Origin of the sequence: Chelatococcus asaccharovorans, from assembly GCF_003201475.1 — a bacterium.
Taxonomy (GTDB): domain Bacteria; phylum Pseudomonadota; class Alphaproteobacteria; order Rhizobiales; family Beijerinckiaceae; genus Chelatococcus; species Chelatococcus asaccharovorans.
The window spans coordinates 56,458-71,360 of record NZ_QJJK01000003.1 but is presented as its reverse complement, the minus strand read 5'-3'; the positions used below and the strand labels follow the sequence as shown (position 1 = coordinate 71,360).

At 64.9% G+C, this 14,903-nt stretch carries 12 protein-coding genes; 6 read left to right on the top strand and 6 right to left on the bottom strand.

The window, feature by feature from the left end:
* The first annotated feature begins 41 nt into the window (after window positions 1–41).
* Complete coding sequence (locus tag C7450_RS07710; RefSeq protein WP_146227287.1) at window positions 42–1,184, top strand: hypothetical protein; 1,143 nt, start codon at window positions 42–44, stop codon at window positions 1,182–1,184.
* Between the two features lie 67 nt (window positions 1,185–1,251).
* Here the strand turns inward: C7450_RS07710 and C7450_RS07705 are convergent, their stop codons facing one another.
* The 3 genes from C7450_RS07705 to C7450_RS07695 are packed head-to-tail and all read right to left on the bottom strand — an operon-like array spanning window position 1,252 to window position 4,910.
* On the bottom strand, window positions 1,252–2,862 hold the full coding sequence (locus tag C7450_RS07705; RefSeq protein WP_110373857.1) for a S10 family peptidase: 1,611 nt from the start codon (window positions 2,860–2,862) through the stop codon (window positions 1,252–1,254).
* 51 nt (window positions 2,863–2,913) lie between these two features.
* Entirely contained in the window at window positions 2,914–3,366 is a 453-nt protein-coding gene (locus C7450_RS07700) for a DNA polymerase III subunit chi (protein ID WP_110373856.1), read from the bottom strand.
* 50 nt (window positions 3,367–3,416) lie between these two features.
* Window positions 3,417–4,910, bottom strand: a complete 1,494-nt coding sequence (locus C7450_RS07695; protein ID WP_110373855.1) for a leucyl aminopeptidase — start codon at window positions 4,908–4,910, stop codon at window positions 3,417–3,419.
* 351 nt (window positions 4,911–5,261) lie between these two features.
* Between C7450_RS07695 and lptF the strand changes: the two genes are divergently transcribed.
* The 5 genes from lptF (at window position 5,262) to rsmA (ending at window position 11,989) form a co-directional block, all read left to right on the top strand.
* Window positions 5,262–6,422 carry an LPS export ABC transporter permease LptF gene (gene lptF, locus C7450_RS07690; protein WP_110373854.1) on the top strand — a complete coding sequence of 387 codons (1,161 nt, stop codon included), beginning with the start codon at window positions 5,262–5,264 and terminating at the stop codon, window positions 6,420–6,422.
* On the top strand, window positions 6,422–7,510 hold the full coding sequence (gene lptG / locus C7450_RS07685; RefSeq protein WP_110373853.1) for an LPS export ABC transporter permease LptG: 1,089 nt from the start codon (window positions 6,422–6,424) through the stop codon (window positions 7,508–7,510). Before lptF ends, lptG begins: the two co-directional genes overlap by 1 nt.
* An 83-nt stretch (window positions 7,511–7,593) precedes the next feature.
* On the top strand, window positions 7,594–10,047 hold the full coding sequence (locus C7450_RS07680) for an LPS-assembly protein LptD (RefSeq protein WP_245449569.1): 2,454 nt from the start codon (window positions 7,594–7,596) through the stop codon (window positions 10,045–10,047).
* Between the two features lie 2 nt (window positions 10,048–10,049).
* Complete coding sequence (gene pdxA / locus C7450_RS07675) at window positions 10,050–11,123, top strand: 4-hydroxythreonine-4-phosphate dehydrogenase PdxA (protein ID WP_170147170.1); 1,074 nt, start codon at window positions 10,050–10,052, stop codon at window positions 11,121–11,123.
* On the top strand, window positions 11,120–11,989 hold the full coding sequence (rsmA, locus tag C7450_RS07670) for a 16S rRNA (adenine(1518)-N(6)/adenine(1519)-N(6))-dimethyltransferase RsmA (RefSeq protein WP_110373851.1): 870 nt from the start codon (window positions 11,120–11,122) through the stop codon (window positions 11,987–11,989). The genes pdxA and rsmA overlap by 4 nt, the downstream gene beginning before the upstream one ends.
* A gap of 22 nt (window positions 11,990–12,011) precedes the next feature.
* Here the strand turns inward: rsmA and C7450_RS07665 are convergent, their stop codons facing one another.
* The 3 genes from C7450_RS07665 to C7450_RS07655 form a co-directional block, all read right to left on the bottom strand.
* The gene (locus C7450_RS07665) at window positions 12,012–12,326 is read right to left on the bottom strand and encodes a DUF4387 domain-containing protein (RefSeq protein ID WP_210206398.1); all 315 of its coding nucleotides are present in this window, start codon (window positions 12,324–12,326) and stop codon (window positions 12,012–12,014) included.
* Window positions 12,327–12,331: 5 nt separating this feature from the next.
* Complete coding sequence (locus C7450_RS07660; RefSeq protein ID WP_110373850.1) at window positions 12,332–13,696, bottom strand: acyclic terpene utilization AtuA family protein; 1,365 nt, start codon at window positions 13,694–13,696, stop codon at window positions 12,332–12,334.
* A gap of 186 nt (window positions 13,697–13,882) precedes the next feature.
* Complete coding sequence (locus C7450_RS07655) at window positions 13,883–14,887, bottom strand: sigma-54 interaction domain-containing protein (RefSeq protein ID WP_210206397.1); 1,005 nt, start codon at window positions 14,885–14,887, stop codon at window positions 13,883–13,885.
* Between the last annotated feature and the right edge of the window lie 16 nt (window positions 14,888–14,903).

The following is a 14,903-nucleotide window of genomic DNA, read 5'->3' as shown; positions in this document are numbered from 1 at the left end:
AAAAAAATGCGTCTGCCAGGTATTCGAAGAGGTTTCTCTCCATGGTTCATCGCCCTGAATTTCTGAAGCATCGCCCCATACTCGTTAAAAAGGCCATGACGCGTTTGGGATTTGAGAAAATAAAGAATAACCAGCCGGCTCAACTGGCCATAGGAGGCGCGGGCCCCTCCCAGTCCGGATCACTCATCCGGGGGGACGGCGATCCCACGCCAAACGTCACTTTTACGGGTGAGGACTGCAACGGAACAGTTGGACCAAATGGGGAATGCAGCAGGGCCCTTATGCCGCAGCCTAGTGCGAGCGATGACCCGCTTCGCGATAGCAGACGGCAGGGGCTCATCTATATTCCCGTGCGCTCCCGCAAGCTGAAAGGCCTGGCCCAGATCTGGAACCAGCACAGGTTCAGCACCGGCAAGGGCCTCTATGGCGTCCTCCATAAGCCCGACGACATGCTGGAACGCGCCTGGCTGGCGACACGCCCGCTCCGAGACCTCGATTGCGAGGCAAAGCTCTACGTTCTGCTCGATGCCGACGTTCCCGGCCATGCCGGCGAGAACATCGTCGGCGGCGTTGAAGACCCGGTTGCCTATTCCATGGAGAAGAAGGCGGGCACGCGAGAAGTGCGGTCGGCGAACCCGCTCTCGCCCCTTCTCAAATTCGGCAACAACTGCTTCGTGAGCGACGAGCACATCTGGTCCCCGAAGGACTTCGCACGGCACATGGGAGAGGCCGGCCTGCCGACCGATTTCCGCTTCCTGCGCGTGTATGTAGGCTTCTCACACTATGTGAAATCCAAGCACGAAGGCGCCTGCTATGACAGCCACCCGGGCTGCGCCTTCGTCAAGGAGTTCACGGCCGCCATGAACAAGAATGGGTACAAACATCTTGAGGTGCGCGGATACTTCGGCATGCTGTCGATGGGAGGCGATGACATGTCAAGAGATTATCGATATACAAAAATATATTTCGAAAATCCACGCCCGGCCGCGACGCCCGAGTATTTCAAGCCCAGCCAGAAGAGCTTTGTCTACTACAGCAACACGGATGACGTACGGTCGGGAACCGTGCTCGGTCGAACGACGCAAGCCGCCGAAAAGGCCGCGGCCTTCATCAGGAATCCAGCGGATTTTATGCGCAAAAGTATCAGGGACAGCGCGGCGAAGAAGCTCAATCCGCTGGCCTGACGACCACGGACCGGCCATCTTGCGTCCGACAATCGTGGATGGCTGGCAGGACGCCGCCACAGGCGGATCAGGATTTCCGTCCCACCGCCTTGAACAGCCGCTCGGCGCTGTCCCGCAACGCCTTGCGGCTGTCGTCGCGGGTGTAGAACATGTGCCCGCCGGGCACGACCTCGAGCCGCAAGCGTTCGGAATTCGCGATCGTTGCCGGGATGCGATCGAGCACCAGACGTGATTCCAGATAAGGCGTGACGAGATCGGTGAAGCCGTGGGTCACGACCACCACGAGCGCCGGATCGAGCGCCATGGCCGCGTTGAGATCGCTCGCAGCCTCCGGGCCCTCGCGACGGTTGCCCCATGACCAGCGCCGGTTGATCTCGCCGTTGAGAAGCTCGTAAGGGCGTGAAACCTCATATTTGAGCACACGCCTGGTATAGTCCACCGCGGCGCTCGTCAGCGGCGCCATGCTGGCGTCGAGGACGGGATCATCGAAGCTCGCACGCGGGGCCGAGGGCGCTGGATCAATCCCGGAGATCAGCGCGTCGTAATAGCTTGCAACCTCCGATCGTGGCCGTCCCAGCTCGCGTGCCACGCTCGTCATATCCGGCTGGCCGCCGCTGCGGGTCAGGAAATCCCGGTCAAGGCCCGTGAGCGCCTGCACCCTATCCAAGATCCGCGCCACCGCGGCCGCGTCGCGCGGCCCCTTGAGCGCATCGACGAGATAGTCGCCCAGCGCATAAGCCTCGACCTCAGCCAGGGCCTCCCGCGTGATGGCCTCTCCCTTCGCGGCGCGTGCCGCCGCGACGAGGCTCGGCAGCCGCGCCGCGCTCGAGAACGGCAAGCCATCGGCCTTCAGATTGAAATCGAGCACCGGCGAGATGATGTAGAGGCCGTTGATCCCGACACCGTAGTCCCCCTGCAGGGCGCGGGCGATCTTCGGCACGCGGAAGCCGCCGTAACTCTCGCCGACGAGGACCTTCGGCGAGCGCAGCCGGTCGTTCTCGGTGAGATAGCGCGTGACGAACCGCGACAGCGCGGCGACATCGCCGCTGACCGACCAGAATTGCTGGCGCAGGTCCTGGTCGTCGCGCAGGAAGCGGCTATAGCCGGTGCCGACGGGATCGACAAACACGAGATCCGTGAAGGGCAGCCATGTCTCGGGATTGTCCGTGAGGATCGGCGGGCTCGATGGCCCGTCGCCCTGATTGCCGAAGGCGAGCCGCTTTGGTCCCATGGCGCCGAAATGAAGATAGGCGGAGGCCGCCCCTGGGCCACCGTTGAAGGCGAAGGCAATGGGCCGCGTCGCCGGGTCCTGGCCCTCGAGACTATAGGCCACATAGGCGATCTCGACCGTCGGCCGGCCGGCCTGATCGCTGAGCACGATGCTGCCGGCGGTGGCTTGATACTTCCCGGAGCCAAGCGCCGCCGGCAGGCTATGGCTGGTCGTGACCGGCGCCGGCAGGCGCTCCCCCGGCTCGGCCGCCGGTCGCTGCCGCTGTCCCGGACCCTGCGACATCTCCTGCTGGCCGCCCGGCCTGCCGGATTCCTGGGCCGCGATCGGCGACAGCAGCGCGAGCCCCAGCAGCGCACCTATCACGGCAGTCCTGGCGAGAGGCCTGGCGCGACGGCCGTCGACGCCTTCATTCTCGCGACAGCGGTGGAAACGGATCGGCGACTGCATAGGGACCCTCCGGGCGAATGACGGATCGTACCGGGACGGTGCCCTGTTCGATCAGGCCTTCTTCTGCCAGCGCCCTTGCTCGTCCTGCTGCCAGTAGGTCACATCATAGCCCTCATCACGGGCAACGCGCCATTGGCCGCGGGCCTCAGCCAGCGCCTCATCGTCATTACCGTCAAATAGGACGACAATGCGGTCGTAGCTACCGGCCTCCACACCCAGTGTCGCGCCATCGACGAGGAAGCGGACGGCCGCGGCATTAGGATTGTCGGGCGAGGCGGTCAGCACGACGGGCTGGCTCGCCGCATCCGCATCGGCTTGCGTACCGTGCGGCAGGAAGCTCTCCTCCCGATAGGTCCACAGGTGATCGTCAAGCGCGGCAAGGCGCTCGCGATCGGGAACCTCGATCGCAACCCGCCAGCCACGCTCCAGGCTCTTCTCCACGAGGGTCGGCAAAACGGCTTCGAGTGGCTGCCGCTGCAGATGATAGAATAGCACATCCGTCATGGGTGGCCCGCTCCCACGCTCACCAACTTTTTATCCCGTCGCGCGGGCGCTCAGCCTTCATAATGGTCGCGCACGAGGCGATCGAGCAGGCGGACCCCCCAGCCGGAGCCCCAGCTCTTGTTGATGTCGGTCTGCGGCGCATTCATGCCCGTGCCGGCGATGTCGAGATGCGCCCAGGGCGTATCCTTGACATAGCGCTGCAGGAACTGCGCCGCCGTGATCGATCCGCCGAAGCGGCCGCCGGTGTTCTTCATGTCGGCGAATTTCGAGTCGATCATCTTGTCATAGGCGGGCGCGAGCGGCAGGCGCCACACCTTCTCGCCGGTCTCCAGGCCCGCGGCGGCAAGCCGATCCGCCAAGGTGTCGTCGTTGCTGAAGAGCCCCGCATGCTCCTGGCCGAGCGCGACCAGGATCGCCCCCGTGAGCGTGGCGAGATCGACCATGAAGGCCGGCTTGAAGCGGTCCTGCGCGTACCACAGCACATCCGCCAGCACGAGGCGGCCTTCGGCGTCGGTATTGATGATCTCGATCGTCTGGCCGGACAGCGAGGTTACGATATCGCCGGGACGCTGGGCACGCCCGTCCGGCATGTTCTCGACGAGGCCGATCAGGCCGACGGCGTTGACGCGCGCCTTGCGCTGGGCCAGCGCCTGCATGAGGCCGACGACGCAGGCCGCGCCCGCCATGTCGCCCTTCATGTCTTCCATGCCGGCGCCGGGCTTGATCGAGATGCCGCCGGTATCGAAGGTGACGCCCTTGCCGATGAAGGCGACCGGCTGATCCTTCGCGCCTGCGCCGTTCCAGCGCATGACGACGACGCGCGCCTCCCGATGCGACCCCTGGGCGACGCCGAGAAGCGCCCGGAAACCAAGCTTCTTCAGCTGCTTCTCGTCAAGGATCTCGACGTCGACGCCGACCTTCTCCAGCGCAGCCGCCCGATCGGCGAATTCCTCGGGAAAGAGGACATTCGGCGGCTCGTTGACCAGTTCGCGCGCGGTGAGCACGCCGGCGGCGACCGCGTCGCGTGCTTTCGCGACCTGCCGCGCCGCCGACGGGTCATGGACGAAGAGCGTGACCTTGAGCGGCTTCGATGCCTTCTCGTCGGCATCCTTCTTCGTCTTGTACTTGTCGAATTTATAGGCGCGCAGCTGCATGCCGAGCGTCAGATCCGCCGCCGCCTCCGGCGTGACATCGTGGCCGGGAAGCGCGACATAGAGACTGGCGCGGGCGCCCGAAAGCATAGCCTGCACGGCGCCGCCGAGCTCGACCCAGTCGAGCTTTGAAAAATCGGCAGCCGGGCCGGTGCCGACGACGACGAGGCGATCCGCCTCGATGCCCTGCGGCGCGGCAATCACGAGGGCCTTCTTGAGCTTGCCCTTGAAATTCTCCGCTGCCGCCGCCCTGGAGATGGTTGCCAGAGCATCCGGCCCGAGTGCCTTCGCCGCATCCTCGCCTGTTTCAAGCGCATCATTCACAAACACGACGACGCTGCCGCCCCCCGGCTGACCAAAAGGCTTGAACTCGAATTTGCTGCGCTCGACCATACGATCCTCTTTCAGTCCCTCGCCCGACCGCTCTGCCCGGGGGCAGACAGTGGTATAGCATGGCAGGACCAGCCGCCAATGGTTCCTCCCCTGCGATAAGCTCAGCAGGCATGAGCCACCTTCTGCCATCAAACCGCCAAGCTTGCCGCCGATGGCTGGTCGCCACGGCATCGTGGCTTACATCGTGGCTTACATGGCGGCGTGAACGGCGGCGTGAACGGCGGCGGCAATTCAATGGGGAGAAGCAGGCGCTGCTGATCTGTTGTGCGCTGGCTCACTTGCCCTATTGTGCTCGACACGGTAGCTCGGCTGTCGGCGAAGAAAGTATGGGACTGGTAGAGTAAGCGAGCCATGGGGCTGATCGACCGCTACATCCTTCGCAATGTCGTCGGAGCCTTTCTGGCCTGCCTGTCGGCGTTGACGCTCGTGATCTGGATCACCCAGATCCTGAAGGAGCTCGATCTCGTCACCGGCAAGGGCCAGACCATCGGCATCTTCCTCGTCGTCACCCTGCTGTCGCTGCCCGCCCTCATCACCATCATCGCACCGGCTGCCCTGTTCATCGCGACGCTCTATGCGCTCAACCGCCTGAACGGCGATTCCGAGCTGATCGTCATGAGCGCCGCCGGCATTCCTCCGGTGCGCCTGCTACGGCCATTCGCGCTCTTCACCGTCACGGTGACCCTGGCCGTCGGTGTCATGACCGTCTATCTGATGCCGCAGAGCTTCAATTCGCTGCGCGATCTCGTGACGAAGATCCGCGCCGACTTCGTTGCCAATATCGTCAAAGAAGGCCAGTTCACCACCCTCGACACCGGCATCACCTTCCACTACCGCGAAAAATCCGGCGACGCCCTCCTCGGCATCTTCCTGCAGGACCAGCGCGACCGTAACAAGGTCGTCGTCTATATCGCCGAACGGGGCCAGGCCGTCGACGTCAAGGGCCAGAGCTATCTCCTGCTCGAGACCGGATCCGTGCAGCGGCAGGAGCCCGGCAGCAAGGATTCGGCGATCGTGACCTTCGAGCGCTACGCCATCGATCTGTCGGTCTTTGCGCAGGAAGGCGCCGACGTCATCTATAAGCCGCGCGAGCGCTCGACCTGGGCCCTGATGACCCCGGACCCGAACGAGCCCTATTTCAAATTGCAGGAGGGGCGGTTCCGCGCCGAATTGCATGACCGATTTTCCGCGCCGCTCTATTGCATCGCCTTCATGCTGATCGCCTTCGCCGCGCTCGGCGAGGCGCGCACCACCCGTCAGGGGCGCGGCGCCGCCATCCTTGCCGCCATCCTCGGCGTGATCCTGGTGCGGGTGGCGGGCTTTGCCGCGTCGAGCGCCGCCGTCCGGTCGCCGACAGCGCTCATCGGCGTCTACGGCGCACCGCTGGCGGGATGCCTGGTGTCGCTCGTCATCATCTTTTACGGACATGGCGTCGGGCGTCTGGCAGCCGCGCTCGTCCGCAGGCGCGGTGGCCGCCCGGTCGGATCCGTCGCGACGGCAGGGTCGTCCTGATGCTCATCGGTGTGACGCTCGGGCGCTACCTGTCCCTTCGCTTCCTGAAGACCATCCTGGCCGTCTTCGCGACGGTGTTCCTGCTCGTCTACACCCTCGACTTCGTCGAGCTGATGCGGCGCGCCGGCGATGCCCAGGGCGCGAGCACCGGGCTCATGGTGACGCTGGCCCTCCTGCGCACGCCGGCGGTCGTCGAACAGGTGATGCCTTTCGCGGTCCTCTTCGGCAGCATGGTGACCCTGCTCAACCTGAGCCGGCGGCTGGAACTCGTCATCGCACGCGCGGCCGGCATCTCGGCCTGGCAGTTCCTGCAGCCCGGCGTCTTCATCGCCCTTGCGCTCGGCATCGCCGTCGTCACACTCTACAACCCCCTTTCGGCCATGCTGAAGCAAAGGGCCGGCGTTATCGAAGCACGCGTCTTCGCGCGCAGCAGTGCGGCGACGACGGGCCAATATATCTGGGTGCGCCAGCGCAGCGTCGACGGACAGGCGATCGTCCGCGCCGACGCCGCCAGCAATGACTCCGCGACGCTCGTCAACGTCACCTTCTTCCTCTTCGACCCGCACGGGCAATTCACGGAACGCGTGGAGGCGCGCGAGGCCGATTTGCATAGTGGTTACTGGGAGCTTAAGGACGCCCGCGTGACCTCCGCGACGAGCGAGCCGGAGACCCATACAACCTATCTGATCGCCACGAACCTGGAGCCTTCGCAGGTGCGGGAATCCTTTCTGCCAGCGGGTTCTGTGCCATTTTGGCGACTGCCGTCGGTAATCGAGCGGACCGAGCGAGCAGGCCTCGATTCCACGCCTTACCGGCTCCAGCTCGATTCCTTGCTGGCGAGGCCTTTGCTTTTCGTCGCGATGGTCATGGTGGCCGCGTCTGTTTCATTAAGATTCTTCCGATTTGGTGGTGTAGCACGCATGGTTCTGAGTGGCGTCGTTGCCGGGTTCATGCTTTATGTCGCTACGGAGCTCATGGAGGATCTCGGGGCATCCGGGCTTGTAAGCCCAATGGTGGCGGCCTGGTTTGCGGCCGTTGTCGGGAGTCTGCTCGGTACGCTTGCGCTTCTTTATCAAGAGGACGGGTGATGCCGGTTCGTGCGGATTGGAGCGTGTGGACAAGGAGGGCGCGCTTGCATCTCGGCAAAGTTGGGTGGATTTTATTGTCGACTGTGGCCGCTGCTGCGCTGACCTTGCCGTCGGCCGCACGTGCACAGACCGTGAACGAACGTCTTGCCTCCAAATCCCAGCCCAATAAGACTGACAAGCTCCTCGTCGAGGCGCGTGAGATCGTCTACGACAACGACAAGAACACCGTTGCCGCGGTGGGCGACGTCCATGTCTATTATCAGGGCCGTGCCCTGCAGGCCGATCGCGTCGTCTACGACCGTAACACCAGCCGCGTGCATGCGGAGGGCAACGCCCGGCTGACCGAATCCGACGGCACGGTCGCCACCGGCGACCGCTTCGAGCTGACCGACGATTTCAAGGACGGCTTCATCGACACCTTGCGTGTCGAGACATCCGACAAGACGCGCTTCTCGGCCCCGCGCGCCGAGCGCACGTCCGGCGAGACGACGGTCTTCCAGCGTGGCACCTATACGGCCTGCGAAGCCTGCAAGAAGGATCCGTCCCGCCCGCCTCTGTGGCAGGTGAAGGCCGCCAAGATCATCCACAACAACAGCGAGCGGATGATCTACTATGAAGACGCGACGATCGAATTCTACGGCATTCCACTCGCCTATATCCCCTATTTCTCGACGCCCGACCCGACGGTGCGGCGCAAGACGGGTTTTCTGTCGCCGCGCTATGTCTATTCCTCGGCGCTGGGCTATGGCGCGTCGGCACCCTTCTTCTGGGCGATCGCGCCTGACTATGACCTCACCCTGACCCCGACAATCCTGTCACGGCAGGGTTTCCTCGGTCAGGCGGAATGGCGCCAACGGTTCGAGACGGGCTCCTACAACATTCGCGCCGCGGGTATTTTCCAGCAGGACAAAGCCGCGTTCAGCGAGCCGCCCTATGGTGCCGCCAACAAGGATTTCCGCGGCTCCATCGAGTCCACCGGCCGGTTCAACATCAACCAGCAGTGGGCTTGGGGCTGGGACGTGGCGCTCCTTTCCGACAAGTGGTTCCTCGAGAACTACAAGGTGCGCAGCGAGAGCCTGACGTCGACCTTCTTCAAGGAATCGACCTCCACCGTCTATCTCACCGGTCGCAGCGAAACCGGCTATTTCGACATGCGTGGCTATTATTTCCGCACGCTGTCTTACGACGACTGGCAGAAGCAGCAGCCGGTCGTCTACCCGACGCTCGACTACAACAAGCGCATCCAGGCCCCCTGGGCGATCGGCGGCGAGATCGAACTCGACGCCAACGTCACCCATCTGAGCCGCTCTGCCGCGCAGTACCAGGCGGTGCCTGGTATCGTGAATGGCGTATACCCGACCGGGTCGACTTACGAGACCTGCACGGTCTTCAACTCCACCCAATGCCTTGTGCGCGGCATTGGCGGCAGCTATACGCGCATTTCGACCAGCGCAACCTGGCAGCGTGAATTCGTGGATCCGCTCGGCCAGACCTGGAAGCCCTTTGCCGGCATCCGGGTCGATGGTTTCGCGATGAACCTGAAGACCACGAACTACCAGAATTCGGAGATCAGCAATTTCCTGAACCCGAACGACAACCTGTCGGCGCGCGTCATGCCGACGGTCGGGCTGGAATACCGCTATCCCTTCGTCGCGACCACGCAGGGCTGGGGAACCCATATCGTCGAGCCGATCGCACAGATCGTGGTGCGGCCGTCGGAGACGCGCATCGGCAAGCTGCCGAACGAAGATTCCCAGAGCCTGGTGTTCGACGATACCAACATCTTCGAATGGAACAAATTCTCGGGTTATGACCGGGTCGAGGGCGGCGTGCGCGCCAATGTCGGGGCGAAATACTCCGTCACGACGGAAACCGGCGGATACGGCGACGTCCTGATCGGCCAGTCCTACCAGATCGCCGGCCAGAACTCCTATGCCGGCACGGATATCGCCCACACAGGTATGGACTCGGGCCTCGAGACGAACCAGTCGGACTATATCGCCCGCGTGCATATGGCACCGAACGAGAACTTCTCCTTCACCGGCCGCGGCCGCTTCGACGAGCAGACATTCGCCCTCGAGCGTCTGGAATTGCAGGCCAATGCCAAGGTCGGTCCGGTGACGGCCAATGCGATGTATGCGCGCTATGCGGCACAGCCCCAGCTCGGCTACCCCTATCGCCGCGAGGGCTTGCTGACCGGCGCGACGCTCCAGTTGTCGACCAACTGGTCGGTGAACGGCTCGGTCCTGTTCGACCTCGACCGCTACATCACCGAACGCGCGAATTATGCGACCGTGGGCGTCACAAACGGCTCATCCAACCGCTGGTCGGTGGCCAATATGTCGATCGGCGCCAGATACCAGGACGAATGCCTGACGTTGGGCGTGACCTATCTCTCGTCCTACAAGAATGATTCAACCGGCACGCGCAGCCCGGACAAGACCGTGATGGTCACGCTCGAGCTCAGGACATTGGGTGAGATCAAGTTCAGCCAGAACCTCAGCTCTTCCAGCTCGACCGACGGTATCGCCAATTGAACGTGACGAAAGCCCGGCCGACGGGGACGCCGGCTGCGAGCGCTGGCTCCGGCGCTCTCCCGCTGGCGCTGACCCAGGGCGATCCCGCAGGGATCGGGCCCGAGATCGCGATGAAAGCCTGGCTGCGGCGCAAGAGCGAGGCGTTGCCGCCCTTCTTCCTGTTGTCGGACCCGGCCTTCATCGCCACCCGCGCCGCCCGCCTCGGGCTTGACCTGCCGATTGCGGCCGCGACGCCCGAGACAGCCGCTGCGGTCTTCGCCGCAGCCTTGCCGGTGGTCGACACGGGCCACTCCGTCACAATCGAGCCGGGCGCGCCGTCAGCCTCGACGGCTGCGTCGACGCTGGCAGCCATCGATGAGGCGGTGGCCTTGACCTTCGCCGGCCGTGCCGCCGCCGTGGTCACCAACCCGATCGCCAAACACGTCCTCTATGCGGCCGGCTTCCGCCATCCCGGACATACTGAATATCTCGCGGCGCTGTCAGCGGCCTATCTGCCCGCCGGTACCCCCGCGCCGCTGCCAGTGATGACGCTGTGGTCGCCGGCGCTGGCTGTCGTGCCCGTGACCATCCACATCGCCCTGGCCGAGGTGCCGAGCCGGCTCACCACCGCCCTGATCGTCGAGACAGCGCAAATTGTCGCGCGGGATCTTCAATCGCGCTTTGGCATTCCGGCGCCGCGCCTCGTCGTGGCCGGGCTCAATCCGCATGCCGGTGAGGGTGGGGCGATGGGCGGAGAAGACATCGCGATCATCGCCCCGGCCATTGCCGCCCTGCGCGGCGCGGGTATCGATGCGCGCGGTCCGCTTCCCGCCGATACCCTGTTCCACGCCGAGGCGCGGGCCGGCTACGACGCCGCGCTCTGCATGTATCACGACCAGGCGCTCATTCCGATCAAGACCATCGCCTTCGACGATGCCGTCAATGTCACGCTCGGGCTGCCGATCGTGCGGACGTCGCCGGACCATGGCACCGCCTTCGACATCGCCGCGCGCGGGATCGCCCGCCCCGCGAGCCTGTGCGCGGCGCTGCGTCTGGCCGCACATCTCGCTGCAACGGAAGCGGCTCGATCGTCATGAGCCCCGCTCCGGACAAGGCGCTGGCCTTCGACGGCCTGCCGCCGCTGCGCGAGGTGGTGCGCACACACGGCCTCATGGCGATGAAGTCGCTCGGCCAGAACTTCCTGTTCGACCTCAATCTCACTGGCCGGATCGCCCGCGCGGCAGGTCCCTTGGAAGGCGTGACGGTCGTCGAGGTCGGTCCCGGCCCGGGCGGGCTGACGCGGGCGCTCCTCGCCCATGGCGCCGCCCAGGTCGTGGCGATCGAGCGGGATCAGCGATGCCTCGCCGCGCTGGCGGAGATTGCGGCCCATTATCCCGGCCGGCTGACCGTCATCGAGGGCGACGCACTCGAAGCCGATGTCACGCCCTATCTCGGCAAGGGTCCCGCCCGGATCGTCGCCAATCTCCCCTATAACGTGGCGACGCCGCTGCTGGTCGGCTGGCTCACGGCCTCGCCCTGGCCATCCTGGTGGGATTCGCTGACGCTGATGTTCCAGCGCGAGGTGGCCGAGCGCATCGTCGCCGGCCCGAGCAAGCCCAAGGACTACGGGCGCCTGGCCGTATTGGCCGGCTGGCGGACGGAGGCGTCGATCCTCTTCGACGTGCCTGGCTCGGCCTTCGTGCCGCCGCCGAAGGTCACCTCGTCGATCGTCCGGCTCGTGCCGCGCGCGGCCCCCCTGCCCTGCGCGACGCGCGCCCTCGAAGTCGTCGCCCAGGCGGCATTCGGCCAGCGGCGCAAGATGCTGCGCCAGAGCCTGAAGAGCCTCGGCGTCGATCCGATGGCGCTGCTCGAACCCGCCGGCATCGCGCCGACGGCCCGCGCCGAGGAAGTGCCCGTCGCGGGTTTCATCGCCATGGCGAACGCCTATGCCGGATTGACGTAGGGGCGCGCACCGGACAAGGCCGTCACACCGGGACGTCGATATCCAGAAGCGGCGCATATTGCTGCGCACCGAAGATATCGCTGTCGCCGGCGCTGCCGCTCGGGCTCGTCCGATAGATCGTGAACTTGATCGCGCAGGCGGGATCATATTCCACGAAATCGGCGATGCGCTCCTGGGCTATTCCATAGAGGCTGGAAATTTTCGCGGCCGTGATCGCCCGGCTGGCGAGCACCTTCTCGTAGACCGCGCGATCCGTGAAAATGATATCGAAGGTGATCTTGTCGACGCCGGCATTCTTGCTGCGGATGGTCTTGGCGAGTTCTGAAAGCTTGGTCATTGTTATCAACCCTCTGTGCCGACCGTCTCGGTGTGCGTGGGAAAAAGCTCCAGCGGATCGTCGACCGCCAGGGTGTGGTTCACCGTCCAGCGATAGGCGGGCGAGGCCTTGAGCACTTCGTCGAGTACGAAGGCGACGCCGCCGGCCGTGCCCTTGACCTCCGGCAGGCGGGCATAGAACAGCTGGCGCGTCGCGGTCATGCAGAGTTCCTCTGCCATCTCGGCCGTCGGTGCGACCCCCTGCACGACGATGCAGAGCTCATGCGCCGGCGTCTTCACGGGCTCCATGTCCCCCATGACGCCGTTCTTGCCGAAGACGTTGAAATGCAGCTCATAGCCACTGGCACCGAAGCGTTCGACGACCTGCGCCTTCGCCCAGGCGATGACCGCGTCGATATGGGCGATGGTATAGGGGTCGCGGACCGAGGCGATGCCGACATAGCGCTCACCGACCTTGCCGGAGCCTTCCAGCTTGACGCGTACGCGTTTGGCCGGCTCGAAGCGCTGGCCGGTGACGCGCGTGGTGCGGGGATCGATCTGCGTGTAGTGGCAGTCGCGCATGTCGAGGCGCCCCCCCGCGACGAATTCGTCATAGGGATTGGAGCGCTCGTACATGGCGTGGCCGGCGACCGAGGCGATGGTGCAGCGCTGGTCCGGGTGCATCGCCGTCACGGTGACGCCGGCATCGTCGATGGCGCCCAGCACCGTCTCCTTCGCGCCATAGGGCTCGGCGCAGAACGACGCGCATTCCAGGACCTTGCCGAGGTAGTAGGCGTCGGCCTCGCGCGCGCCGCGGTGCAGCGCGGCCGCAGCGAAGATCGCACAGTCACTCGAGCGGCCGCCGATGATGACGTCGCAGCCCTCCTCCAGGAGCTTCCGAAAGGGATGCACGCCCGCCATCGCGACGATGCGGTCCGTGGCGTCGAGCTCCTTCTCCGAAAGGGGCTCGCGTCCGTCGAGCCCGAGCACGGGCTCCGACGAGCCGATGGCGCGACGCACGCGGTCCTTGCTCACTTCCGAATAGAAATAGCCGAGCTTGAACGGTGCAAGCCCATGCTTGGCGGCGACCTCCTTGATGATCGCGACATAGCGGTCGACGCGGCTGTTCGTGCCGGTGTCACCCGCCGAGCCAATGATCATCGGAACGCCGATGCGCCGCGAGGCCAGAAGCATCGCCTCGAGATCCTGCCGCTGCCAGGCCTCCGGGGAGGTCGACGTGTCGCTGCCGAGCGGCACCGGTCCGATGTCGTCGCTTCCCGAATCCGCCGCGATGAAATCCGGGCTCGCCTCGACGCCGCGCAGAAAACTGTCGGTCTTGAGAGGCGCGAAACCCAGATGACCATTGGGGCAGATAATGCGGATCAGTGACATAGCCAGGAACCTCCGAAAGTCACATCACAGGATGTGCATTCCGGGCTCAGCAGATTTTATGCCATGGCGCTAATTCTCTATATCACCTTGATATAAAATAACTTTCTTCGCCCGACGGGCAAAAGCCGGCGCCGAACGGCCGGCCGCATCGCGCGTTTCGCGCAGCCTTGCGTGAAACGCGCGCGCTCAGGCCATGCCAAGCTTCAGCATCTGGTGCCTGAGCGCGTGGCGCGTCAGCCCGAGGCGAGCCGCCGTCTCGGTCAGATTGCCCTCGGTGGCAACCAGGGCCTGGCGAATGACCTGCGCCTGGAAGGCCGCCGTGACCTCGTGGTAATCGAGCGGCTCGTCCGGCACTTGCATGATCCCCGGCGCTCCCCCCTGCGGCGGCGCCCCGGAGTTCAACGGGCCGTCCATCTCCCGGACGTCGCGCAGGATGCGATCCGGAAGATGGCGCGCGAGAATGATGGCATCGTCCTCGAGAATGAAAATGCGCTCGAGCAGGTTTTCGAGCTCCCTGACATTCCCCGGCCACCGGTAGCGCCGGAAGATGTCGCGAGCCTCCGGGGACAGCCCGCGCACCACCCGCCCGTAGCGACTGCTGAGCCGGCGCAGGAAATTGTCGGTCAGGACGAAGATGTCGTCGCCGCGCTCCCTGAGCGGCGGCGAGTTGATCGCCACCACCTGCAGCCGGTAATAAAGATCCTCGCGAAAGCGGCCGGCCTTCACCTCCGAGAGAAGCACCCGGTTCGTCGCCGCGATGAAGCGCACATCCACATCGACCGCGGCCGTCGCGCCGACGCGGCGCATGCGCTGCGTGTCAAGGACGGTCAGGAGCTTCGCCTGCATGACGAGATTCATGTCGCGGATCTCGTCCAGGAAGATCGACCCGCCATTGGCCGTCTCGATCAGGCCGGACTTGCGCATGGCCGCGCCCGTGAAGGCGCCCTTCTCGTGGCCGAACAACTCGGACTCGAGCAGCTGATCGGGAATCGCTGCGCAATTGACATCGACGAAGGGTTGCGGCGCGCGCGCCGACTGCTGGTGGACGAGACGGGCGATGAGCCCCTTGCCGGTGCCGGTCTCGCCATAGATCAGCACCGCCCGCGCGGCGCTGCGCGCCACCCGGTCGATGAGCCGCCGCACCTCGACGATGGAGGCGTGTTCGCCGATAAGCCCCGCTTCGTAAGCCAAGATCGCCCCGCTCTCG